Source organism: Geobacter anodireducens (assembly GCA_001628815.1).
In the GTDB taxonomy this organism is placed as follows: Bacteria; Desulfobacterota; Desulfuromonadia; order Geobacterales; family Geobacteraceae; genus Geobacter; species Geobacter anodireducens.
Map to the genome: position 1 here is coordinate 1,017,673 of CP014963.1, position 21,835 is coordinate 1,039,507.

At 66.4% G+C, this 21,835-nt stretch carries 19 protein-coding genes and 4 pseudogenes; 18 read left to right on the plus strand and 5 right to left on the minus strand.

Features of this window, described 5'->3' with window-relative positions:
* Nucleotides 1–38 precede the first annotated feature (38 nt).
* From A2G06_04740 to A2G06_04800, 13 genes and pseudogenes are all read left to right on the plus strand, one after another.
* Nucleotides 39–287, plus strand: coding sequence for a hypothetical protein (locus A2G06_04740; protein ID ANA39774.1), 249 nt, complete (start codon nucleotides 39–41; stop codon nucleotides 285–287).
* Between the two features lie 39 nt (nucleotides 288–326).
* A complete protein-coding gene (locus A2G06_04745) occupies nucleotides 327–1,958 on the plus strand; it encodes a chemotaxis protein (protein ID ANA39775.1) in 1,632 nt (543 codons plus the stop codon).
* 32 nt (nucleotides 1,959–1,990) lie between these two features.
* Nucleotides 1,991–2,497, plus strand: a complete 507-nt coding sequence (locus tag A2G06_04750; GenBank protein ANA39776.1) for a chemotaxis protein CheW — start codon at nucleotides 1,991–1,993, stop codon at nucleotides 2,495–2,497.
* A gap of 86 nt (nucleotides 2,498–2,583) precedes the next feature.
* Entirely contained in the window at nucleotides 2,584–2,919 is a 336-nt protein-coding gene (locus tag A2G06_04755) for a hypothetical protein (protein ID ANA39777.1), read from the plus strand.
* A complete protein-coding gene (locus A2G06_04760; GenBank protein ID ANA39778.1) occupies nucleotides 2,906–3,769 on the plus strand; it encodes an HD family phosphohydrolase in 864 nt (287 codons plus the stop codon). The genes A2G06_04755 and A2G06_04760 overlap by 14 nt, the downstream gene beginning before the upstream one ends.
* Nucleotides 3,770–6,325, plus strand: coding sequence for a hybrid sensor histidine kinase/response regulator (locus A2G06_04765; protein ID ANA39779.1), 2,556 nt, complete (start codon nucleotides 3,770–3,772; stop codon nucleotides 6,323–6,325). It begins immediately after the preceding gene.
* Between the two features lie 3 nt (nucleotides 6,326–6,328).
* Nucleotides 6,329–7,435, plus strand: coding sequence for a two-component system response regulator (locus tag A2G06_04770; protein ID ANA39780.1), 1,107 nt, complete (start codon nucleotides 6,329–6,331; stop codon nucleotides 7,433–7,435).
* 27 nt (nucleotides 7,436–7,462) lie between these two features.
* Nucleotides 7,463–7,815: pseudogene (locus A2G06_04775) on the plus strand (hypothetical protein).
* Nucleotides 7,816–7,964: 149 nt separating this feature from the next.
* Nucleotides 7,965–8,642 (plus strand): serine acetyltransferase, encoded by a 678-nt coding sequence (locus tag A2G06_04780; protein ANA39781.1) that lies wholly within the window; start codon nucleotides 7,965–7,967, stop codon nucleotides 8,640–8,642.
* A gap of 3 nt (nucleotides 8,643–8,645) precedes the next feature.
* Nucleotides 8,646–9,082, plus strand: a pseudogene (locus tag A2G06_04785) (transcriptional regulator).
* Nucleotides 9,079–10,262: pseudogene (locus tag A2G06_04790) on the plus strand (cysteine desulfurase NifS). Before A2G06_04785 ends, A2G06_04790 begins: the two co-directional pseudogenes overlap by 4 nt.
* Entirely contained in the window at nucleotides 10,246–11,343 is a 1,098-nt protein-coding gene (locus tag A2G06_04795) for a tRNA 2-thiouridine(34) synthase MnmA (GenBank protein ID ANA39782.1), read from the plus strand. The pseudogene A2G06_04790 and the gene A2G06_04795 overlap by 17 nt, the downstream one beginning before the upstream one ends.
* Nucleotides 11,343–12,647, plus strand: a complete 1,305-nt coding sequence (locus tag A2G06_04800) for a tRNA (N(6)-L-threonylcarbamoyladenosine(37)-C(2))-methylthiotransferase MtaB (GenBank protein ANA39783.1) — start codon at nucleotides 11,343–11,345, stop codon at nucleotides 12,645–12,647. The genes A2G06_04795 and A2G06_04800 overlap by 1 nt, the downstream gene beginning before the upstream one ends.
* A gap of 120 nt (nucleotides 12,648–12,767) precedes the next feature.
* On the opposite strand, the gene A2G06_04805 is transcribed toward A2G06_04800, so the two are convergent.
* From A2G06_04805 to A2G06_04820, 4 genes are read right to left on the minus strand one after another with little or no spacing between them, the layout of a single operon-like run.
* On the minus strand, nucleotides 12,768–14,576 hold the full coding sequence (locus A2G06_04805; GenBank protein ID ANA39784.1) for a histidine kinase: 1,809 nt from the start codon (nucleotides 14,574–14,576) through the stop codon (nucleotides 12,768–12,770).
* A 34-nt stretch (nucleotides 14,577–14,610) separates the two neighbouring features.
* Nucleotides 14,611–15,375 carry a histidine kinase gene (locus A2G06_04810; protein ID ANA39785.1) on the minus strand — a complete coding sequence of 255 codons (765 nt, stop codon included), beginning with the start codon at nucleotides 15,373–15,375 and terminating at the stop codon, nucleotides 14,611–14,613.
* The gene (locus tag A2G06_04815) at nucleotides 15,372–16,649 is read right to left on the minus strand and encodes a hypothetical protein (protein ID ANA39786.1); all 1,278 of its coding nucleotides are present in this window, start codon (nucleotides 16,647–16,649) and stop codon (nucleotides 15,372–15,374) included. Before A2G06_04815 ends, A2G06_04810 begins: the two co-directional genes overlap by 4 nt.
* 59 nt (nucleotides 16,650–16,708) lie before the next feature.
* Nucleotides 16,709–17,026 carry a hypothetical protein gene (locus tag A2G06_04820; protein ID ANA39787.1) on the minus strand — a complete coding sequence of 106 codons (318 nt, stop codon included), beginning with the start codon at nucleotides 17,024–17,026 and terminating at the stop codon, nucleotides 16,709–16,711.
* A 187-nt stretch (nucleotides 17,027–17,213) separates the two neighbouring features.
* Here A2G06_04820 and A2G06_04825 point away from each other — a divergent pair, with 187 nt between their 5' ends.
* The 5 genes and pseudogenes from A2G06_04825 (at nucleotide 17,214) to A2G06_04845 (ending at nucleotide 21,007) form a co-directional block, all read left to right on the plus strand.
* On the plus strand, nucleotides 17,214–17,699 hold the full coding sequence (locus A2G06_04825) for a protein phosphatase (GenBank protein ID ANA39788.1): 486 nt from the start codon (nucleotides 17,214–17,216) through the stop codon (nucleotides 17,697–17,699).
* Between the two features lie 27 nt (nucleotides 17,700–17,726).
* Nucleotides 17,727–18,250 (plus strand): annotated as a pseudogene (locus A2G06_04830) (DNA-binding protein).
* A 43-nt stretch (nucleotides 18,251–18,293) separates the two neighbouring features.
* Entirely contained in the window at nucleotides 18,294–19,184 is an 891-nt protein-coding gene (locus A2G06_04835; protein ANA39789.1) for a metal-binding protein, read from the plus strand.
* Nucleotides 19,181–20,722, plus strand: coding sequence for an exopolyphosphatase (locus A2G06_04840; GenBank protein ID ANA39790.1), 1,542 nt, complete (start codon nucleotides 19,181–19,183; stop codon nucleotides 20,720–20,722). The genes A2G06_04835 and A2G06_04840 overlap by 4 nt, the downstream gene beginning before the upstream one ends.
* Before the next feature lie 99 nt (nucleotides 20,723–20,821).
* A complete protein-coding gene (locus A2G06_04845; GenBank protein ANA39791.1) occupies nucleotides 20,822–21,007 on the plus strand; it encodes a hypothetical protein in 186 nt (61 codons plus the stop codon).
* On the opposite strand, the gene A2G06_04850 is transcribed toward A2G06_04845, so the two are convergent.
* Complete coding sequence (locus tag A2G06_04850) at nucleotides 21,004–21,819, minus strand: hypothetical protein (protein ANA41593.1); 816 nt, start codon at nucleotides 21,817–21,819, stop codon at nucleotides 21,004–21,006. The two genes, A2G06_04845 and A2G06_04850, sit on opposite strands and share 4 nt — an antisense overlap.
* Nucleotides 21,820–21,835: the final 16 nt, after the last annotated feature.

The window sequence follows — 21,835 nt, forward strand, 5'->3', positions numbered from 1 at the left end:
TCCACTGTCCCCGTGAGGACAGTACGAGGAGGGTGCCCGTGACGCAAGAGGCAGTTGAAAAATTCCTTGGTCGTCTGTTGACCGACGACGGGTTCCGGCAGCGGGCAATGGTTTCGCTGGCCGATGCCTGCCGGGAAGAAGGATATCGGCTCAGCAGCGAAGAACTCCGGGCCGTGAGCCAGGATTACTTTGATCTGCTCGAACAACTGGCGGGGCAACTCGACAGGAGCATCAAGCGCTTTTCCCCCGCCGAGCCGGACAGTTCCGGTTCTGGATCGAACCAGTAATCAGTATCAAGCGCCAGAACACAAAAAGGAGACATTGTTATGAAATGGTTGGCAAATATGAGGGTAGGAACCAAACTCGTAACCGCGTTCGGCGCCGTTGCCGCGATTGCCGCCGTAGTCGGTTTCATCGGCTCCGTGGAAATCCGCAAAATCCAGAACGACGACCGGAAACTGTATGAAATGATCACCATGCCCATGCACGATCTGACGGAGATGTCGGTGGCCTTCCAGCGGGTCAGGATCAACCTGCGCGACGCGGTCGAGGCAACCGACCCGGCAGCGCGGGCCGATTATCTGGAAACGATCAGGAAATTGCGGGAGGCCATCTCAGTGCATCAGGACGGTTTCGAGAAAACCATCCTGACCGAAGACGGGCGCAAACTGTTCAACGACTACAAGGAGGCCCGCAAGGTCTATGGGGGGTACATCGACAACATCATGGAACTGAACAGCGCGAAGAAGATGACCGAGGCAAAGGCGCTGCTCCACGGTGACGCCAGGAAAGCGGCACTGCATTACCAGGAACTGCTCAGCAAGCTGGTCGACGCCAAGCAGGCGCAGGCAAAGCTGACCGCCGAGAGCAACGAGCACGTTGCCGCGACCGCCTTTACGGTGATGGCGGTGCTGTCGGCGGTGGGTGTGATTCTGGCCATCGGGCTCGGCCTGCTCATTTCCCGGATGATCACCACTCCGCTGAGCCGGGCGGTGGACGTGGCCAACCGCCTGGCGGACGGCGACCTGACGGTTGACGTTGGCGCCACCTCCACGGACGAGACGGGCCGGCTGCTGACGGCCATGCAGCACATGGTGCAGAGCCTGCGGGAGATGGTGACCCAGACCGCAACCATCTCCGCCGGCATTGCGTCCGCCTCGTCCCAGCTCCACGCCACCTCCGAGCAGATCGCCACCGGCACCGAGGAAGTGGCCTCCCAGGCAGGCACCGTGGCCACCGCCAGCGAGGAGATGTCGGCCACCAGCCAGGACATCGCGACCAACTGCCATGCCGCCGCCGGCAGCGCCGAGCAGGTGGCCGCCACCACCCGCCAGGGGTTCGACGTGGTCAGGCACACCGTGGAAGGGATTCGCTCCCGCGGGGAAGGCACGCGCCAGAACGCGCAGCTCGTGGCATCGCTGGGAGAGCGCTCCGAACAGATCGGCGACATCGTGGGCACCATCGAGGACATTGCCGACCAGACCAACCTGCTGGCCCTGAACGCCGCCATCGAGGCGGCCCGGGCCGGCGAACAGGGCCGCGGCTTCGCCGTGGTGGCCGACGAGGTGAGGGCCCTGGCCGAGCGGACCACCCGGGCCACCAAGGAGATCGGCGAGATGATCCGGGCCATCCAGCAGGAAACCAAGACGGCCATCGTCTCCATGGAGGAGGGGGTGCGCGGTACGGAACAGGGCGCCCTGGAGGCGGCCCGATTGGAAACGGCGCTCCGGCAGATACTGGACCAGGTGAACGAGGTGAGCATGCAGGTGGGGCAGATCGCCACGGCCGCCGAGGAGCAGACCGCAACCACCGGCGAGGTGACCGGCAATATCCAGCAGATCACCGAGGTGGTGCACCAGACCGCCCAGGGGGCCGAAGAGACGGCCGATGCCGCCGCACAACTGGCCCGGCAGGCCCAGGACCTGCAAACCCCTATGGGACGCTTCAGGCTGGCCTGAGCGTTCCCGCCGCGAAACGCACGGAGGAAATCATGGCACACGCACTGGCAACGAATATCTCGACCGGCTCGAGAGATGAACTGATCCAGTTGGTCAGCTTCACGGTCGATCGCGAGGAGTATGGAGTGGACGTCCTCAAGGTCCGCGAGATCATCCGGATGAGCAGCATAACCCAGGTGCCCGAGGCCCCGCCTTACGTGGACGGGATCATCAACCTGCGGGGGCGGGTGATCCCGATCATCTCCCTGCGCGACAAGTTCGGCCTGGCGGATGCGGAGAGCGACAACCGGACCCGGATCGTGGTCATGGGAGTGGGGGATGCCCTGCTGGGATTCCGGGTGGATGCCGTGTCGGAAGTGATCCGGATCGCCGGCAGCCGGATTCAGCCGTCGCCCGCGTTGCTCAGCTCAGGCGGCGAGCAGGAGTACATCGTCGGCGTAATCGACCAGGGGGAGAAACTGCTGGTGATGCTGGACCCGGAGAAGATGCTGACGCCCCGCGAGCTGGGGCAGCTCGGCGACACTTCCCGCCTGTGCTGATCAGGCCAAGCCGTGGTATGCTACGGACGGAACGCATCAATTCGCGGGCGCCGGAGAGGGGATGCCGGTGCCGGGGAGCCTGAACCGTGGGAATAGTGCCGACTGACAACCTGGAAGAGGGAATGGTCCTAGCCGCGGACGTCCACGACCGCACCGGGAGGCTGCTGCTGGGGGCGGGGGTGGAGCTGGACCGCAAGCGTATCGTCATCCTGATGACCTGGGGCGTGACCGAAGCCGACATCCTGGGGGGGGAAAGCGACAGCTTGAGCTCCACCCTGCCATCCGAGTTCCCGCCGGCTCTGATGGAGGCCGCCGAGGCAGAGCTCAGGCCCCTGTTCGGGGAAAACGACATGGAGCATCCGGTGATGCGCGAGCTGCTGCGCCTTGCCGCCCTGAGAAAGGTCATCCATGGCAACCCATGACCGCGACATAACCGTGGAGCGGCTGGTGGACCGGACGCGGACGGTCTACTCGCTCCCCTATTTCTACGAGCGGCTCAACGAGACGATCAGCCACCCCCGCAGCTCCATCGACGATGTGGCCCGGATCATCATCGACGATCAGGGGCTGACCGCGCGCATCCTGAAACTCGCCAACAGTCCCATGTTCGGCTTTTTCTCCAAGGTCGACTCCATCTCGAAGGCGGTGACGATCATCGGCACCCAGCAACTGCGGGACCTGGCCCTGGCGGCCTCGGTGATGGACGTCTTCAAGGATATCCCCCGGGAGCTGATGGACATGGTGCTGTTCTGGCGGCACAGCATCGCCTGCGGCATCGTGGCCCGCAACCTGGCGATCTACCTCCGCGAAAGCAACGTGGAGCGGTTCTTCGTGGCGGGCATCCTCCACGACGTGGGCCAGTTGGTCATGTGCACCGCCATCCCCGGGACGGTCAGTGACGTGCTGGCCCGGAACCGGTCCGAGTCCCGGTTCCTGGATGCCACCGAACGGGACGCGCTCGGCTTCGACCACGCCGCCCTGGGCGGTGCGCTGCTGCGCGCGTGGAAGATTCCGGCCACCATCAACGAGCCGGTTTCCTATCACCACGAGCCCCGCAAGGCGGAGCACTTCTCGCTGGAGGTGTCGATCATCCACCTGGCCGACATCATCTGCCAGGCCCTCGGGTACGGGGCCAGCGGCGAGGGGGGGGTGCCTCTCCTGGATCCTTCGGCCTGGGACCGCCTCGGCGTGCCGGTGTCGATCCTGCCGACAATCGTGAAGCAGTCCGAGCCCCAGGTAGAGGAAACGTTCGCCATCCTCGTGGAGGGATAAATGAGATCGAAGGCCGCCGCCCCATCCCGCGCCTTCCTGCTGGAGCGCGTCAATTACCTGGAAGAAGCCAACCATCGCTACTTGTCGATCCTCGACATGCTGGCCTCCAGCAGCATGTTCCACAGCGACCTGGGCCGCGCAAGGGACTCCCAGGAAATCTTCCGGGCCACCCTGACCCAGCTCCGCCGGGTCCTCGACTGCCGCATGACCGGATTTCTCATCTCGGGCGACGACGGCAGCTTCGAGCTTGCCTCCTGGGAGCCGGACGGGGGGCGTGACGAAATCCAGCGCATCATCGACGCCAAGATCGTGGACGGCACCTTTGCCTGGGCCCTGAACCGGAACCAGGCCATCCTCGTCCCCCTGGCCGACGACCGGTCCCTGCTGCTGCACGTGGTCGCCACCCGCTCCCGGATCCGCGGCATGTTCGCAGGCATTCTCCCGGGCAGTTCCCATTCGCCCGATGCGGCAACCCTCAACGCCGTGTCGGTCATCATGCACACCTGCGCCCACTCCCTGGAGAGCACGGAGCTGTATTCCATGGTGCGGGACACCCTGGCCTCGCTGGAGCAGCGGGTGCAGGAGCGGACCCGCGACCTGGCCGCGGCCCGGGAGCAGGCGGAAGGCGCCAGCCGTGCCAAGAGCGATTTCCTCGCCAACATGAGCCACGAGATCAGGACCCCCCTGAACGGCATCATGGGGATGACCGACCTCCTGCTCGGCGGCGGGCTGAGTCCCTCGCAGCAGCACCAGTACCTCGGCGCGATCAAGGGGTCCGCCGACTGCCTCATGGGGGTCATCGGGGATATCCTCGATTTCTCCAAGATAGAGGCGGGGAAGGTGGAACTGGACCCGGCGCCCTTTTACCTGCGCACCGTCATGGGCCAGGCGGTGCGGTCCCTGTCCGCCCGGGCGGCCGAGAAGGGGGTGGAACTCGTCTGCGACCCCCGGGAAGATGTGATTGACCCCCTCATCGGCGATTGCGGGAAGCTGCGCCAGGTCCTGGTGAACCTGGTGGGCAACGCCATCAAGTTCTCCGATGGCGGCGAGGTCGTGGTGGCGGTGGAAACGGCGGCAGCCGAGGGGGACGAAGTGCTCCTCCGGTTTTCGGTTTCGGACCAGGGGTGCGGGATCGCGCCGGAGGCGCTGGACCGGATCTTCAACGTGTTCGAGCAGGCCGATTCATCCACTGCCAAGCGCTTCGGCGGCACCGGCCTCGGCCTGGCCATCTCCCGCAGGATCGTACAGCTCATGGGGGGAGATGTCCGGGTCGAGAGCGCCCCGGGGCAGGGGAGCACGTTTTTCTTCACCTGCCGGTTCCAACTCCGGCCGCCCGAACCGGATCGCCTTGCCGATCAGGGGCTTGCCGGGCGGCCCGTGCTGGTGGTCGAGGCGCCCACGCGCAGCCGCCGGGTACTCCTCTCCTACCTGACCGGCTGGGGCATGGAGCCCCGGGTGGCGGCCACCGTGGACGAGGCCCGGGAGATCGCCGCCGGCATGCCGGCCGCTGCCGGTGAGCCCCTGGTGGCCCTGGTGGACAAGAAGTCCCTGGGCGCCGGCTGGCAGGAGGCGGTCGGTCGCCTGACCGAAGGCGTCGGCACGGAGTTGAGGCTGATTCTGATGACCGAGGTGGGCGACATGGTCGAGAAGGAGAGCCGCCTCTGGCCGGGGAGGGCGAGATGCCTGCTCAAGCCGCTCGTGCACGGCGACGTCGGGGAGGCGGTCGTCTCGGCACTGGCCGGGGAGGAACCGTCCGAGGCGCACGACCCGCCGGCGCAGCCCGGCAGCGGCCCCGGCCTCAGCATCCTGGTGGCCGACGACGTGGAGGTCAACCGGATGCTCGTCAGCGCCATTCTCGGCCGGATGGGGCACCGGGTGACGCAGGCCGCCGACGGCGAGGAGGCCCTGAGGGCCCTTGACGCCTCCCAGTTCGACCTCGTGCTGATGGACGTGCAGATGCCGGTCATGGACGGGTTCGAAACCGTTCGCCGGATTCGGGGCCGGGAGCGGGACACCGGCCGACGGACCCCCATCCTGGCGCTGACCGCCTATGCCGGGCAACAGGACCGGGAGCAGTGCCTGTCCGCCGGCATGGACGGCTATGTGACAAAGCCCTTCACGGCCGAAGAACTGGTCCGGGCGGTTCACTCCTGCTGCGGGGTCGAGGGCGCGTTCGAGACCGCGGGCGAAGGGCAGAGCCCCGCTCCAGAGAAATCCGGGGAGGATGCCACGCCGGTGTTCGACCGGCAGGGTTTGCTGGCGCGGCTCCGGGGCAAGGGCGAGCTGGTCCCGAAATTCGTGGGGATGTTCCGGGAGGGGACGGAAAAGAATCTCGGCAAGCTGCGGGATGCCGTGGAGAAACGGGATGCCGCGGGGGTCCGGCTGGGTGCCCACGCCATTGTCGGAGCTGCCGGCAATATCGGCGCGCAGCGCGTGCTCGCCCTGGCCCGGCTCATTGAGGACGCTGCCATCAACGGACGGCTGGACGAGGCGGTTGCCCTGCTTCAGCCCCTTGCCGTCGAATACGACGCGTTTGTACGCGAAGCGGAGATATAGATCATGCTGGATTCAATCTCGGTCCTTGTGGTAGATGATGAAGAGATAAACCGGGAGATGCTTTCGGTCATGCTCGACGGGCTGGCAACGTCCGTCCCGGCGCGGAACGGCCTGGAAGCTCTCCGGGTGCTGGAGGCGAACTCCGCCATCGACCTCATTCTGCTCGATCTGGAAATGCCCGAGCTGAACGGGTTCGCGACGCTCGCCACCCTCAAGAAGCACCCTCTGTGGTGCGACATCCCCGTCATCGTGCTCACGGCCAGCAAGGACGAAGTGACCCGGACCCTGCGGCTGGGGGCCAACGATTTTCTCGCCAAGCCCTACGACATGGAGGAGTTGCGCCTGCGGGTGATGAACCACGTCCGCACCAAGAAGCTGGTGGACCTGTCCCAGGACGTGAACGGCATCCTGGAGCGGGAGGTGGCCCGCAAGACCGCCGAGGTCAGGAACGCCCTGGCAATGGCCCGGGAGGCAGAGTACGAGATAACGCTGCGCCTCGGCCGGGCCGCCGAATTCCGCGACGTGGAAACCGGCATGCACACGCGCCGGATCAGCGAGATGGCCCGGGAGCTCGGCCGCTTGAGCGGGTTGCCCGCTGACCAGTGCGAGGTGCTCCGCTACGCTGCCCCCCTCCACGACGTGGGCAAGCTCGGCATCCCGGACCGGATCCTCCTCAAGCCCGGCCGGCTCACGGACGAGGAGATGGAGATCATGCGCCTCCACACGGTCATAGGCGGCAAGATCCTTGCCAACGCCGAGCGGTACTCATCCCTGGAGATGGGACGGACCGTGGCCCTCCAGCACCACGAAAAGTGGGACGGCACCGGCTACCCCAGCGGCCTGGCCGGGGAAGATATCCACATCTTCGGCCGCATCGTCATGATCGTCGATGTGTTCGACGCCCTCTGCTCGGAGCGCCCCTACAAGCCGGCACTGCCCTTCGATGAGGTCCTCTCTGTCATGGGGGACGGGCGGGCGTCGTTTTTCGACCCCCGTCTGCTGGACGTCTTCCTGGCCAACGTGGAGGCCTTTGCCGCGATCCGGACCTCGCTCATGGACCGGCCCGTGGAGGAAAAGACGGCCCTGGAGCAGGTGCTGTCCCTGGCATGACCGCGCTCTGAGCGGGAAAGGATGAGAATGGAAGAGCAGCGCCTGTCACTACTGATCCGCCGTTTTACCGCGGCGGCCACCGCCCACGGGGAGGCCCTGGAGGCCATGGACGCGGCGCGGACGGACCGCCACGCGGCGATGCTGGCCCGTCTCTACCGGGAGATTGCCGCCTTCGGCGCGGCGGGGCGCGCCGGGCTGCTGGACGCCGCAGAGCGCGGCACCGGTGCCGCGGCGGGCATGGCCGCGGTCTATTCGCTCTCCCACGATGCACCCCGCTCCCTGGCGATCCTGCGGCGGCTGGCCCGGGAGCCGGGGCTCCTGGGTTTCAGGGCGTCCGTGGCCATTGAGCGCTGGGAAAGGGAGAGTTGACCCTTTCGTGATGGGGAGGAGGAATTCGCTAGAAGTTGACAAAAATTGTAGGGTATGTTACTGGTCAAATATCCGTAATGTAAGGATGCCTGTTGCGCCGTGTCGGGCATCCTTTTTTTCCAATCCGCGTGGGGACCATGATCCCCGGAAGGAACTGCCGATGTTTGCACGACTGCGCGAGGATATTCAATCGGTGCTCGACCGCGACCCTGCCGCCCGCAGCACGCTGGAAGTGCTCTGTTGCTATGCGGGGCTGCACGCCATCTGGTTCCACCGGCTGGCGAACTGGCTCTGGCGGAGCGATTTTCATTTCCTGGGACGCCTCATTTCCCACCTGGGACGGTTTCTCACCGGCATCGAGATTCATCCGGGAGCGACCATCGGCCGGCGCCTCTTCATCGACCACGGCATGGGGGTGGTGATCGGCGAGACAGCCGAGATCGGCGACGACGTGACCATCTATCACGGGGTGACCCTCGGCGGGGTCAGCCTGGAAAAGAAGAAGCGGCACCCCACCGTGGAGAGCAACGCGGTCATCGGTTCCGGCGCCAAGGTCCTGGGTCCGTTCACCGTGGGCGAGGGGGCCAAGATCGGCTCCAATTCGGTGGTGGTGAAGGAGGTCCCGGCCAATGCCACCGTGGTGGGCATCCCCGGCCGGGTGGTCATGGCCGCGGAGAAGCCGAAGGACAAGTCCGATTTCGAGCACGGCAAGCTGCCCGACCCGGAAGCCAAGGCCATTTCCTGTCTTTTCGAACAGATCCGGGAACTGGAGCGCAAGTACGGCGAGCTGGCCGCCGAGCACGAGGCGCTGAAGCGTCGCCTGGATGGGGGGAATTAGTCCATGAGACTGTCGACGCGCGCCCAGTACGCGGTGCGGGCCATGGTCGATCTGTCGCTCCACTCGGAGGGGAAGCCCGTGGCCCTGCGGGATATCGCCCAGCGGGAGGACATTCCGCTCAACTATCTGGAGCAACTCTTCAACCGCCTGCGCCGCGGCAGCATCGTGGAGAGCGTGCGCGGGCCGGCGGGGGCTACCTGCTGGCCCGCGAGAGCTCGGCCATCCTGGTGGGCGAAATCGTGGCCACGGTGGAAGAGCCGCTGACGCCGGTCTCCTGCATGGACAAGGGGAAGGGGCGCTGTACCCGCACTGCGGCATGCACCACCCATTCGGTCTGGGAGATGCTCGGCGAGCGGATCAGGACGTTCCTGGACTCCATCACCCTGGAGGACCTGGTGCGCGACGCCCGCCGGCGATCCGGCGAGAGTGGGGATCAATGAGTGAAGCCCCTGCGGGCAGCGTCCCGCTGATCTATCTGGACCACAACGCCACGACGCCGACGCACCCCTTGGTGGTTGAGGCGTTGTTGCCGTTTCTGGGGGAGCGGTTCGGCAATCCGTCCAGCATCCACTGGGCCGGCCGGGCCGTGAAGGGGGCCGTGGAAGAGGCCCGGGAGGCGGTGGCCGAGCTGGCGGGCTGCGAGCCGGGTGAGGTGGTTTTCACCGGGTCGGGCTCCGAGGCCGACAACATGGCCGTGAAAGGGGTGGCCTCGTCCCTCCGGAAGCGGGGCAACCACATCATCGCCACCCGGGTGGAGCATCCGGCCGTGGCCAATTCCTGCCGCTACCTGGAGCACGACGGATACGAGGTGACCTGGCTCGACGTGGACCGGGACGCCTCCTGGACCCGGCGCGGGTGGAGGAGGCCATCACGGAGCGGACCATTCTCGTCACGGCCATGTACGCCAACAACGAGACCGGCGTACTGCTGCCGGTGGCGGAAATCGGCGAGATCGCCCGGCGGCACCGGATTCCCTTCCACTGCGACGCGGTCCAGGCCGCGGGCAAGGTTCCCCTGGAGTTCCGCACCACGGGCGCGTCGCTCATGGCGCTCTCGGCCCACAAGGTTTACGGCCCCAAGGGGGTGGGGGCGCTGGTGATCCGGCGCGGCACAACCTGCCATCCGCTGGTGCACGGCGGCTCCCAGGAGCGCAATCGCCGCGCCGGCACCGAGAACGTGGCCGGCATCGTGGGCTTTGGCCACGCGTGCCGGCTGGCGCGGAAATCCCTGGCCGACGGGACCGTGCGGGTCCGCCGCCTGCGGGACCGGCTGGAGGAGGGAATCCTCGGCCGGGTGCCCGGCGCGCGGGTGAACGGCCATCGACAGTTCCGGCTGCCCAATACCAGCAACATCACCTTTGAAGGTGTGACCGCGGACACGCTGCTCATGGCCCTGGACCTGGCCGGGATCGCCGTGTCGTCAGGGGCCGCGTGCAGTTCCGGCACCCTGCGGCATTCGCCGGTGCTGGCCGCCATGGGGCTGTCTCCGCAGGAGGCCGGCGGGGCCGTGCGCTTTTCATTGGGGCAGGGAAATACGGACCAGGAGATCGACCGGGTGCTGGCGGTGCTGCCGGAGATCGTCGAACGGGTGAAGCGGGGTGGAGATGGCAGAGAAGCATAGGCAGCGCATCGTCATCGCCATGAGCGGCGGGGTCGACTCGTCGGTGGCGGCGGCGCTTCTGAAGGAAGAGGGGCACGAGGTCATCGGCATCTCCATGCAGGTCTGGGACTATGCGAATTTCACCGCCGCCGAGGGGGAGAAGTTCGACACCTGCTGCTCCCTGGACGACATCCACGACGCCCGCCGGGTGGCGGAGCAGATCGGCATCCCCTTCTATGTGGTGAATTTCGAGGAGGAGTTCCGGCGGCTGGTGATCGACGATTTCGTGGACGAGTATTTCCGGGGGCGGACGCCGAACCCCTGCGTCCGGTGCAACCAGCGGGTCAAGTTCGAGCTCCTGCTCCACAAGGCCCGGGAACTGGACGCCGACTTCCTGGCCACGGGCCACTACGCCCGCCGGGTCCGGGGAGAGGACGGCCTCTACCACCTGTTGCGGGGAGTGGACCCGGCCAAGGACCAGAGCTATTTCCTCTTTACCCTGACCCAGGACCAGCTTGCCCGGACCCTGTTCCCCCTGGGGGAGATGACCAAGGAGCAGGTACGGCGCCTGGCGGCGGAGCGGGGGCTGCGGGTGGCCGAGAAGGGGGAGAGCCAGGAGATCTGCTTCGTCCCGGACGACGACTACGTCCGGTTCCTGGAGGATGAGCGGGGAGCGGGGCTCATGGCCGGCGAGATCGTGGACCGCGACGGGAATGTCCTGGGCCGCCACGGGGGAACCTACCGCTACACGGTGGGGCAGCGCCGGGGGCTGGGCATCGCCCACCCGACTCCCCTCTACGTGGTGGGGGTCGATGCGGAGCGGCGGCAGGTGATCGTCGGCCCGGCCGAAGAGCTTCTGGCCACGGGGCTCACGGCAACCGGGGTGACCTGGGTCGTGCCCCCCCAAGGTCAGACCGTGGAGGCCTCGTGCAAGATCCGCTACCGCCACCAGCCGGTGCCGTGCACGGTTGCCGTGCGTGCCGACGGCAGTGCCGACGTCCGGTTCCGGCAGCCCGAGAAGTCGGTGACCCCGGGACAGGCGGTGGTCTTTTACCTCGACGACGAGGTCCTGGGCGGCGGCTGGATCGAGGGGCGGCTGTGATGCAGCGGGTTGCCATCACCACCCTCGGTTGCAAGATCAACCAGTTCGAATCGGCTGCCATGACCGAAAGCCTCGATCGGGAGGGGTTTCAACTGGTTCCCTTCGAGGACGAGGCGGACATCTACGTCATCAACACCTGCACGGTCACGGCCCGGACCGACGCGGAGTCGCGGCGGCTCATCCGCCGGGCCATGCGCAGGAACCCGGCTGCCCGGGTGGTGGTGACCGGCTGCTATGCCCAGGTGGCGCCCGACGCGGTGGGTGAGCTGCCCGGCGTGTCGCTGGTGGTGGGGAACAGCGAGAAGAAGGGGATCGCCGGGCTGCTGCGGGATGCGGTGCCGGCGGAAAAGATCCTGGTGTCGGACATCTCCCGGCAGCGGACCGCTGAGGCCCTGGGGCTGGAGAGCTTTGCGGAGCATACCCGGGCGTTCCTCCAGGTGCAGAACGGCTGCGACGCCTTCTGCTCCTACTGCATCGTGCCCCATGCCCGGGGGCGGAGCCGCAGCGTCCCCTTCCGGGACGTGCTGGAGGGGATCGGCACCTTTGCCGGCCAGGGATTCCGTGAGGTGGTGCTGACCGGCATCCACCTGGGGGCCTACGGCGCCGACCTGGAGCCCCCCGCGAGCCTTCTCGACCTGCTGGCTGCCGCCGACGCCGAGGCGCTGGTGCCGCGTCTGCGCGTCGGGTCGGTGGAACCCCACGAGATCTCCGACGGTCTCATCGGCCTCATGGCCCGGTCGCCCGTCATCTGCCCCCATCTGCACATTCCGCTCCAGAGCGGCTCTGACAGCGTGCTGGAGCGGATGAACCGCCGCTACACGGCCGCGTTTTTCCGGGAGCGGGTGGAACGGCTGGCTGCGGCGGTGCCGGACATCTGCATTGGCTGCGACGTGATTGCCGGCTTCCCCGGCGAGACGGACGAGGAGTTCGCCGCCACCCTGGCCCTGCTGGAGGGGCTCCCCATCGCCCATCTCCACGTCTTTCCCTTTTCGCGGCGCCAGGGAACACCCGCGGCCCGCATGCCCGGCCAGGTGGACGGCAAAATTGTGCGGGAGCGTGCCGAGGTCCTGCGGGCGCTGTCCGACCGGAAGCGGGAGGCCTTTCACCGGTGCTTCATGGGGCGGGACCTGCCGGTGCTGGTGCTGAACGGCCGGGGGAAAGAGGTGACGGGGCTGTCGCGCAACTACATCACGGTGCGGATCGAGACGGCGACGCCCCCCCCTGCGGGCGAGGTCATGGTGCGGGTGACCGGCGTGGAGGCCGACGGGGTGCGGGGAGTCATCCCAGAACCTGCCCGTAACTGATCGTTCCGGTTTCGCATCCCGCCTTCACGCCGTGTTTGCCGGTCTTCAATCGTACCGTTCTCCACGGAGCCCGGCGCTACCCTCGCCATAACTCCCGATCTGCTGAAACATCAGTTACGGTCAGGTCCCCAAGGTAAAGAAGAAGGTTGCCCCTTCGCCGGGGGTTGCCTCGGCCCACACCCTCCCGCCGTGCCGGTGGACGATCCGCTGGACCGTGGCGAGCCCCACGCCGGTCCCCTCGAATTCCTCTTCCCGGTGCAACCGCTGGAAGGGGGCGAAAAGCCGGTCCGCGTAAGTCATGTCGAACCCGACGCCATTGTCGCGCACGTAGTGGACGGGCCCTTCCTCCTCCCGCCGGGTGCCGACCTCGATCAGGGCCTCATCCCGCCGCGTGCGGCTGTACTTCCAGGCGTTGCCCACCAGATTCTCCATCACCACCCGCACCAGCCGCGCATCCCCCTCAGCCTTCATCGCGTCGTGAATCTTCACCGTCACCCGCCGCTGCGGCTCGGCACCGCGCAACTCGTCCAGGATGTCGCGGGCCATGGCGCCCAGGTCGATCCGCTCCCGCTGTACCTGGCCCCTGCTGAGGCGCGAGAGTTCCAGCATGGCGTCGATCATCTGCGAGAGGCGCCGGCTGGCCCCGTTGATCCGCTCCAGGCAGTGCCGGCCGTTCCCGTCGAGCCGGTCCGCGTAGTCTTCGAGCAGGGCTTCGCTGAATCCCGCCAGATGGCGCAGGGGGGCCCGCAGGTCATGGGAAACCGAATAGCTGAACGATTCCAGTTCCCGGTTCATGACCTCCAGGTCGGCGGTGCGCTGGTGAACCCGCTCTTCCAGGTCGGCGTTGAGGGCCGTGAGGGTCTCTTCGCTGGCCCTCAGCCGCCGGGCCATGGCGTTGAACGATGAGGCGATGGTTTCCAGTTCGTCCCGGGCTGAAAAATGGAGTTTGTAGGTCAGGTTGCCCCGTTCGACCTCGCCCATGGCGGCGACCAGCTCCCGCAGGCTGCCGAGGATGGACCTGACGAGCCTGACGGCCGGAAACATGGCGATGATTCCCGCGATCAGGGCTGCGGACAGGGCCTTGCGGCTCACCAGGAGCGCGAAGCTGCGGGCCTCGGAAAGAGGCATGGAAACCAGGGCGTGCCAGCCGTGGCTTCCCACGTTGGCCACGCTGATGATCCGCTCGATTCCGTCGCTGCCCCGGCAGACCGTGGTGAAGCCGGAGGTGAGCGCCTCCTCGGGGCACTTGAGGGCGGTTTCGGCGATGTTGCGTCCGATCCGCTCCGGTGAGCGGGTGTCTATCAGGATGCCCCCCCTGCGGTCCAGCACCAGGATGTCGCTGTTGTCGGCAAGGCGGCGGGTCGAAGTGCCCAGGTAGGTCGAAATGGCGTTCAGGTCGATGGGGATGCCCACGACCCCCACCTGGCGGGAGCGATCGTCAAAGACGGGACCGGCTATCATCACTGTCGGCCGCTTGAAGAGCTTGGACGTGTGGAGGTCGCCGACGATGTACGCTCCCTCGCGCGCCCGCCGGTACCATTCCTTGTCGTTGTAGCTCAGGGCGTGCACGGTGGGGGAGAAGACAGCCGAGCCCACGTTGTTGCCGGCCATGTCTGCGGCCAGGATGTTGAGCCTCATGGGATAGGAGGGGAGCAGTTCAGCGAAGAGCCGGTCCATGGCCGCCGGCTCGTGGGCGGCGACCACGGGGTGGCGTGAAAGGACCCGCAGGACGCCGGTGGTTTCGGTGATCAGCCGGTCCACTTCCACGGCCACGTGCGTGGCAGCCGAGAAGTTGCGGCCTTTCAGGTCATCGATTTCCCGCTCGAGGATTTCGTAGTGGTTGTAGATGGAGAGGACGGCCATCGGCACCAGGAAGAACCCAATGATGAAGATGAGCTTGATCCTGATGGTGAAGAAGGGAAGGGTCATGGGGGCTGCCTCTCGCCGATGTGTCCTGAAATCCCTAATTCAGTGTGAAGTAAAACGTCGCTCCCGCGCCGGGTGCCGCCTCGGCCCATATTCTGCCGCCGTGGCGCCGGATGATCTGGTGGGCCGTGGCAAGGCCGATGCCCGTCCCTTCGAATTCTTTGCCCTGGTGCATCCGCTGGAAGGGGATGAACAGGCGGTCGGCAAAGGCCATGTCGAAGCCGGCACCATCGTCTTTCACGAAATATACCGTTTTCCCCTCCTGGGCGCAGGCACCGAAGGTGATGTGGGCGGGATCGCGGGCGACCGAGAATTTCCAGGCATTGCGCAGCAGGTTGTCCATCACCGCCCGGAGCATCCGGCGGTCTCCCTGCGCCGTAACCCCGTCCTCGATGGTGAACAGAACGTTGCGCTCGGGGTACAGGTACCTGAGTTCCATCTCGATGGTCCGCACCATCTCGCTCAGGTTGGCGGTATCGGGGCAGAGCGGTTCGCGGGCGATGCGGGAAAGGTTCAGCAGCCCGTTGATGAGGTTGCCCATCCGCTGGCTGGCGATCCGGATCCGCCTGAGATAGTCCTGCCCTTGGGAATCGAGTTGTTCGGCGCAGTCCTCCATGAGTGCCCGGGCAAAGCCGTCGATGATGGTCAGGGGGGCGCGCAGATCGTGGGAGACCGAGTAGCTGAAGGTCTGCAGTTCGCGGTTTGACGCGTCAAGGGCCTCGGTGAGCTCGGCAACCCGGTGCTCCAGTTCCTGCACGCGGCAGCGCAGGTCCTCTTCGCCGGTGTGGCTCGGACCGCTCATGCCGGGTCCCCATGGCGGGCCAGCAGTTCGTCGATCCGGCGGATGTCGTCGACTCCCCGGAATTCCCGGAAGCCGTCGATGCCGTCCGGGTCCAGGGCCCGGTAGAAGCGGGGCGGCGTGGACCGGAGCCCCTCCAGCACCCTGCCGGTGGCGTAATCGCCGACCGCCAGCGACTCGTGGCGCTTGCGCAGCTCCATGACCATGCCGAAGCCGAGCCGGAAGAGGCGGGAGAGGTATTCCCGGCCAATGATCGCGGCGGCCCGCTCCACGTCGCCCTCTGACAGGTATTCCAGGGCGATGGAGAGGTAGCCGTGAACCCGCCGGAAGATCGCCTCCATTCCCTCGCGGGAGCGGAGGGCGGTGCCGTCGGCCACCAGGGCGCTGTTGACGAGGGCGGTGAGCTCCTGGTCCACCGGACTCTCCACCAGGGCCAGGGCGCGGTTGAGGAACGACTCCTCGTATCCCGCCGGCATGGGAAGGCCGGTTATGCCCGGGGCCAGGTCCAGCCGCTTTTCGGCAGAGGGGATGAAATTGTCGGGAGAGAGCCGGGCATAGATGGTAAGGGCATCCTCCAGCTCGGGGAACCCCAGGTCGGCGAGCCGGCCCGAGCGGAAGCGGTAGGCGAGCTCTTCCAGCTCACTCTCCAGCTCCCCCTTGATCCCCTCCATGAGCCCCAGGTAGAGCTCCCGGTCGTTGCGGAAGACGATGTCGATGAAGCTTCCCACGGCGCGGGCCCGTTCGGCGTTGCGGAAGGTTATGAAGTAGACGTTGTCGAAGCTGTGGTCCCAGTCGGCCACCCGTTCTTCGTCGGACACCAGGTCGCCGATGCCGCCGCCGACGATGATCTCCTTCTTGAACATGAGAATGAGGAGTTCCGTGTCCATGTGGGGCAGTTGCTCCAGTACGGCCTCTTCGCCCGCTTCCAGCAGGTGGTTGAGCCACTGGTGCGATTTCTCCTCGGAAAAATTCCACGAGTCCCAGAGCTCCATGTCCAGGATGAACATCCGCTGCTGCGGCGACGCCAGTTCCCAGAACTCCACGGCGTCGGTCATCCCCACCTCGGTCAGTATCCGGTAAAACTGCTGCTCAGGCAACGCGCGCACCACCTCCCGGGCGCGGGGGTCGGCGAGGAGGGCGTTCATCTGCTTCCAGGCGGTGGCACCGCCGGGGACTCCAGGCGTTGCCACCGCATCGGGGCCCGTCGCTTTCCCGGCCATGGCGCGGCGGGTGCGCTCATCCTCCAGACTAACTACCTTGCTGCCGTCACGTCCCATTGCTTGAAAACTCCCTTCCCTGTTCGTTCCAACGTGCGTTGTGCGGGCGCGCCTCCGGCTCAGCCCCTGTTCCCCTTGTTCCGTCCGTTCATTCTGACCTTTGACAGCCGCACCCCCAGCGCCTTGCGGTAGGCGCAGCCGTCATGGAGCCAGGGGAGCGTCCTCACCAGCTCCTCGGTCAGCTTGACGCACTCGGGATTGATGTCGAACCGTTTGTCGTAGATGACGCACTGGCGGGTGGTCACGTCCAGATAGCGGCAAGGGGTTGCGGTGAAGAAGACGGTGCCGTTCTCATCCTCGATTTTTTCGAAGCAGCAGAGACCGCACCGCGCACAGAGGGATTCCCACCCATTGCTGGATTCGTCGCGATTTTCCATGGCATGAGGATACCTATCGGCGCGGAGTGTGTCAATGACCAAGGCTGCCGGTCCGTTGCCCCCGATTGTTACAAGCGCGTAAAATTTTTGCCTGTTCGTTGCTTTGTGCGGAAGTTCTCATTGAAAACGCTGCATGCTGTGCTTTACTCTTTTGCGGAGCCGGACTGCTCGCTGTGCCGGAGGTGATATGAAACTGCTCGTGGTGCGCCATGCCGAGGCCGTGGAACGCGCTCCGGCGATCGCCGAGGAGGACCGCTGGCTCACGCCGCGGGGCCGGGCTTCCTTTGCCGCCAGCGTCCGGGTCATTGCCCGGCGGCGCACGTCTCCCGACCTGATCGTCACCAGTCCCCTGGTCCGTGCCGTGCAGACGGCGGAACTACTCGCCGCCGGCCTGGACTACGGCGGGGAACTGGCGGTTTCCCGGGAGCTCGCCCCCGGTTTCGACCGGGAGGGGCTTGCCCGGCTGCTGGCCGACCGGCCCGGAGCCCGCCATGTGGCCATCGTGGGGCACGAGCCCGACGTGGGCCGGGTGGTGGCCGATTTGCTGGGACAGCCCGAGGCGGTGCCGCTGCGCAAGGGTATGGTCGTGGCCCTGGAACTGGATCCGGCCACGGGGACTGCGCGATTGCGCTGGGTAGTCCACAAGGGAGAGAAGACGCGCACGCTGCCCTGACAGCATGTCTTGAGGAAGGAGAGAGGAATGACGGACATCCAGAAGGAACTGCAGAAAATTCGCGGCATCGGCGAGGTGCTGGCCAAGCGGTTGGCCGAGGCGGGGCATGACACCTTCGAGAAGATCGCCGCGGCCGGCGAGGAGGGGCTCAGGGCCATCAAGGGGATGAATCCCCGTTCGGTCGCCGCCATTGTTGCCCAGGCCGCCGAACTGGCCAAGGGAAGGGCGGAGGACCGGGACCGGCGCGTGGAAGAGCTGAAGGCTGCGGCACTGACCTGCGGGATCAGGTGGAGGGAATCGCCCGCTCGGTGCGGGAGCGCTTTGCCGATGAACTGGAAAAGAAGACGGCCCGCCGGGTGGAAAAGGAGTTCCTCAAGGTGGTGACGACCCTGGAAAAAGTGGAAGGGAAGATCGGTCGCCGGGTGAAGCGGGCCGGCAAGGGGCTCGCCAAGGCCGAAAAACGCCTGGCCGGCCTGGCCGATACGGGGCTCAAAGGGGTCGAGCGGGGGCTGCGGCGGACGCGCAAGGCCCTCAAGCGGGTGCTTGCCTGACGGCGTTGCCGCGCCGTCAGGGCGCCCGAAGGTGAGCGGTCTCATGCGGATCAGCGGTCACACTCCACTCTGGATAGCGGCTCGGGCCCTTCTGGCCGGCCGGGTTGACGATTTCTTCGACCGGTGGCGCAGGGCGGCGGAAACGTTCGACCCGGAGGACATCCATGACCTTCGGGTCTCCTCGCGGCGGCTCCGGGAGGGATTCCTCCTGTTCGCCGCCGCCTACCGCCCCGAATCCGTCCGGCGCGCGGCCCGGGGCGTCAGGAAGGTTACCCGGCTCCTGGGCGCCCTGCGCAACACCGACGAGGCCCTCGTTTTTTTCCGGCGCATGGCGGTGGCGGCTGCCGGGAGCGCCGGCCGCCACCTGGCGCGGATCATCGCGCGGCACGAGGATCTGCGCCGGGAGCAACGGCGGCAGCTCCGGCGGGGACTCCGGGAGTTGGACCCCCGCCGCACCCGCGAGGCCCTGGCCCGTATTGTTGCGAGCCCGGCCCTCTTCTCGCCGCCCCCTTCGGGCATCGACCCCTTCACGACCATTGCCGCTTTTGCCGCCGATCGCCTTCGGGAGCGCCTGGACCACGTGCTTGCCCTGGTGCCCGATGCCTGCCGCGAGGCTGACGTGGAGGCCCAGCACCGCTTGAGGATTGCGGTGAAGCACTACCGCTACCGCCTGGAAATCCTCTCCTTTTTGCCGGGAGACGCTTTCGCCGCCCTCCATGCCGCGATCAAGGCCTACCAGGACGTTCTCGGCACCATGCACGACCTGGACGTCTTTGCCGGCATCGTCCGGCACGAGGGATTGCCATCGGCGGATGAGTGTGTCATCCTGACCCATATCGCGGGGGAACGGCACCGGCAGTTCGCGCTGTTTGCCGGGCTCCTGGCCGAGACCCCCTTCGAAGCCATCGGCGAACAGGTGAGGAGAGCGCTGTGACCCACAACCGGCTGGCCGCCATCGATATCGGGACCAACTCCATCCGCTGCATCGTGGTGGAGGTGACCAGGAACGGAAAATTCCGCGTTCTGGACGACGAGAAAGCCACCGTGCGCCTGGGCGAGGGGATGGCCGCCAGCGGCACCATCTCGCCGGCTGCCTGGGAGCGTGCCGTGACGGCGCTCGGCCGGATGAAGAAGATCGTGGACGGCTACGGGGTCAAGGTGGTGGAGGCGGTTGCCACCAGCGCCGTGCGCCGTGCCGCCAACGGCGAGGAGTTCATCCGGACCGTGGGGGAGGCGGTCGGGGTCAGGGTGGCGGTGATCAGCGGCGAGGAGGAGGCGGAACTGGCCGCCCTCTCGGTGCGGAACCATTTCGATATGGAAGGGGTCCGCTACGCCATGGTGGACATTGGCGGCGGCAGCCTGGAAATCGTCACGGCGCTCGGGACCCACATCGAGGATATCCACTCCCTGGAGCTGGGGGCCGTGGTCCTGACCGAGCGCTTCGTCCGGAGCGATCCCCTGCGCCAGGCTGACCTGGACAGGCTGCGCAAACACGTGCGCGCGGCGCTGAAGGAGTCGCTGGGCGCCGAGCGGGGACACCTCCAGAGCCTGGTGGGCTCCGGCGGCACCATCACGTCCATCGCCGCCATGGTCATGGCCATGCGGGGGGAGGGCTACGGATCGGTCCACCGTTACGAGGTGCTCCGGTCGGAGGTGGTGCACCTGCTGGCCATGCTCTCCCGCAAGGACCTCAAGGCCCGCCGGGAGGTGCCGGGGCTCAACCCTGACCGGGCCGACATCATCACTGCCGGCGTCACGGTGGTGGACGAGCTCATGAGGTTCTTCGACGTGAACCTCTTGCGGGTGAACGAGCGGGGAATCCGGGAGGGGCTCATCATCAGGGCCCTGCGGACCCATGGCCTGATTCCCGGCATGGAAACTACCCTCACCTGGCGCGAGTCGGTGCTGGAGTTCGCCCGCTCCTGCCACACGGACGAAGAGCATGCCCTCCAGGTGGCGCGGCTTTCCCTGGAGATATTCGATTCCCTGGAGCCGGTCTACGGCATGGGCGAGGGGGCCCGCCGGATCCTGGAAGCGGCGGCCATCCTCCACGACGTGGGCTACTTCATCAACTACTCAAGCCACCACAAGCATTCATACCATTTGATCCGCCACGCGGACCTCTTCGGCTTCACCCCCCGGGAGCGGGAACTGATCGCCTCAGCGGCCCGCTACCACCGCAAGGCCCTTCCCAAGAAGAAGCACGAGTCGTACATGCGCCTGGCGGAGCCGGACCGGCTCCTGGTGGCGCGCCTGGGCGGCATCCTGCGGCTCGCCGACGGCCTCGACCGTCGCCGCAACAGCCTGGTCTCCGGCCTTACCTGTTCCCTTTCCGACGGCACCTTCATCCTTACCCTTGCCAGCCGCGAGGAAATCTCCGTGGAGCTCTTCGGCGGCAAGATCAAGGGAGACCTCTTCGAGGAGGCCTTCAGGAAGCGCCTCCTGCTGGTGGCCGAAAGCGCCCTCGCCTGACCCTCTCCCCTCCGTATTTTCGTAATTGTGTGCGCATCGTAACGAAATCGCAGTGTTGAACGTCTATAGTGGGATCATGACACGTCAGGAGGTTCAACGATGAACATTATTCCACTCGGCGATTACTATGCCTGGTACTGCGACTGGTGCGACACCAGGAACCAGACGCTCCAGCAGAAATTCACGACGGGCACCGTCACCTGCGGTGCATGCCACAAGCCGTTTTCCCTGCCGGCCGCGGCCGGGTGCCCGCCGGAGCGGCATGCCCTGTCGGGCGGCTTTTAGCGGGCCAGCTCGAAGAGGTAGATGACGATCTCGATGAAGATCAGGATGATGATGGTCCATTCGAGGCGGGAGGCGCGGCGGGCGTGGGCGAGGCTCGTGAAGACCCCGGTGATGTCCAGGAGCGTTTCTCCCTTGTGCTTGATCTCGTTGTAGCGCTGGTTCAGTTCGAAGACGTTGGCCATGGTCAGGTAGAGGCGGTCCGCCTCGGGGTTCTCCCAGGTGAATTCCGGCTTTTCCAGGACCATGACGTGGGCGATGGACTGGTACTTGTAGGTCAGGACGTTGGCCGCCAGCTTTGCCAGGCGCCGGTCCGAGATTCCCAGCTTGCCCCGGTCGAGCATGCCGATGACGGTTTCCATTTCATCCAGGACCTGGTCGACCCGCTCCTCGATCCGCTCCAGGGCCACAGACTTGGCGATGACGAAGCAGATGGTGTCCACGTAGGCCGGGTCATACACGGGCATGGTCGCCAGGTCGTTGGTCACGGCAGGTCCGCTGCTCTCCCCCAGGGCCAGGGCGTAGTCGTCCCGGTACTTCTCGTCCGGCACGCTCTTGAACGGCTCCGCGTAGTGCGCCATACTCCAGAAAAAGGCCCTTGCCTCCTCCTCCGTGCAGTTGACGAAGACCACCCCGCCGAAGAAATAGAGGTAAACCCTCTTGGTCGTGCCCTGGTCCCCCGACAGGGGCTTGAGGCTCGCCTGGTCGAGCACCATGGGCTCTTCCCACCGGTAGCGCCGGGGGAAGCCCAGGCCGGCGGCCAGCCGGTTCAGGTCCAGTTCGCCCGGCAGCGCGAAGGCGGTAAATGACGTCATGGCTCCCTCCCCAATG

What these genes read in the sequence shown, in the direction of transcription:
- A2G06_04765 (ANA39779.1), top strand. Translation starts at nt 3,770, where the DNA reads ATGAGATCGAAGGCCGCCGCCCCATCCCGCGCCTTCCTGCTGGAGCGC.
- A2G06_04760 (ANA39778.1), top strand. Translation starts at nt 2,906, where the DNA reads ATGGCAACCCATGACCGCGACATAACCGTGGAGCGGCTGGTGGACCGG.
- A2G06_04745 (ANA39775.1), top strand. Translation starts at nt 327, where the DNA reads ATGAAATGGTTGGCAAATATGAGGGTAGGAACCAAACTCGTAACCGCG.
- A2G06_04845 (ANA39791.1), top strand. Translation starts at nt 20,822, where the DNA reads ATGAACATTATTCCACTCGGCGATTACTATGCCTGGTACTGCGACTGG.
- A2G06_04820 (ANA39787.1), bottom strand. Translation starts at nt 17,026, where the DNA reads ATGGAAAATCGCGACGAATCCAGCAATGGGTGGGAATCCCTCTGTGCG.
- A2G06_04810 (ANA39785.1), bottom strand. Translation starts at nt 15,375, where the DNA reads ATGAGCGGTCCGAGCCACACCGGCGAAGAGGACCTGCGCTGCCGCGTG.
- A2G06_04815 (ANA39786.1), bottom strand. Translation starts at nt 16,649, where the DNA reads ATGGGACGTGACGGCAGCAAGGTAGTTAGTCTGGAGGATGAGCGCACC.
- A2G06_04800 (ANA39783.1), top strand. Translation starts at nt 11,343, where the DNA reads ATGCAGCGGGTTGCCATCACCACCCTCGGTTGCAAGATCAACCAGTTC.
- A2G06_04825 (ANA39788.1), top strand. Translation starts at nt 17,214, where the DNA reads ATGAAACTGCTCGTGGTGCGCCATGCCGAGGCCGTGGAACGCGCTCCG.
- A2G06_04770 (ANA39780.1), top strand. Translation starts at nt 6,329, where the DNA reads ATGCTGGATTCAATCTCGGTCCTTGTGGTAGATGATGAAGAGATAAAC.
- A2G06_04750 (ANA39776.1), top strand. Translation starts at nt 1,991, where the DNA reads ATGGCACACGCACTGGCAACGAATATCTCGACCGGCTCGAGAGATGAA.
- A2G06_04795 (ANA39782.1), top strand. Translation starts at nt 10,246, where the DNA reads ATGGCAGAGAAGCATAGGCAGCGCATCGTCATCGCCATGAGCGGCGGG.
- A2G06_04780 (ANA39781.1), top strand. Translation starts at nt 7,965, where the DNA reads ATGTTTGCACGACTGCGCGAGGATATTCAATCGGTGCTCGACCGCGAC.
- A2G06_04805 (ANA39784.1), bottom strand. Translation starts at nt 14,576, where the DNA reads ATGACCCTTCCCTTCTTCACCATCAGGATCAAGCTCATCTTCATCATT.
- A2G06_04835 (ANA39789.1), top strand. Translation starts at nt 18,294, where the DNA reads ATGCGGATCAGCGGTCACACTCCACTCTGGATAGCGGCTCGGGCCCTT.
- A2G06_04850 (ANA41593.1), bottom strand. Translation starts at nt 21,819, where the DNA reads ATGACGTCATTTACCGCCTTCGCGCTGCCGGGCGAACTGGACCTGAAC.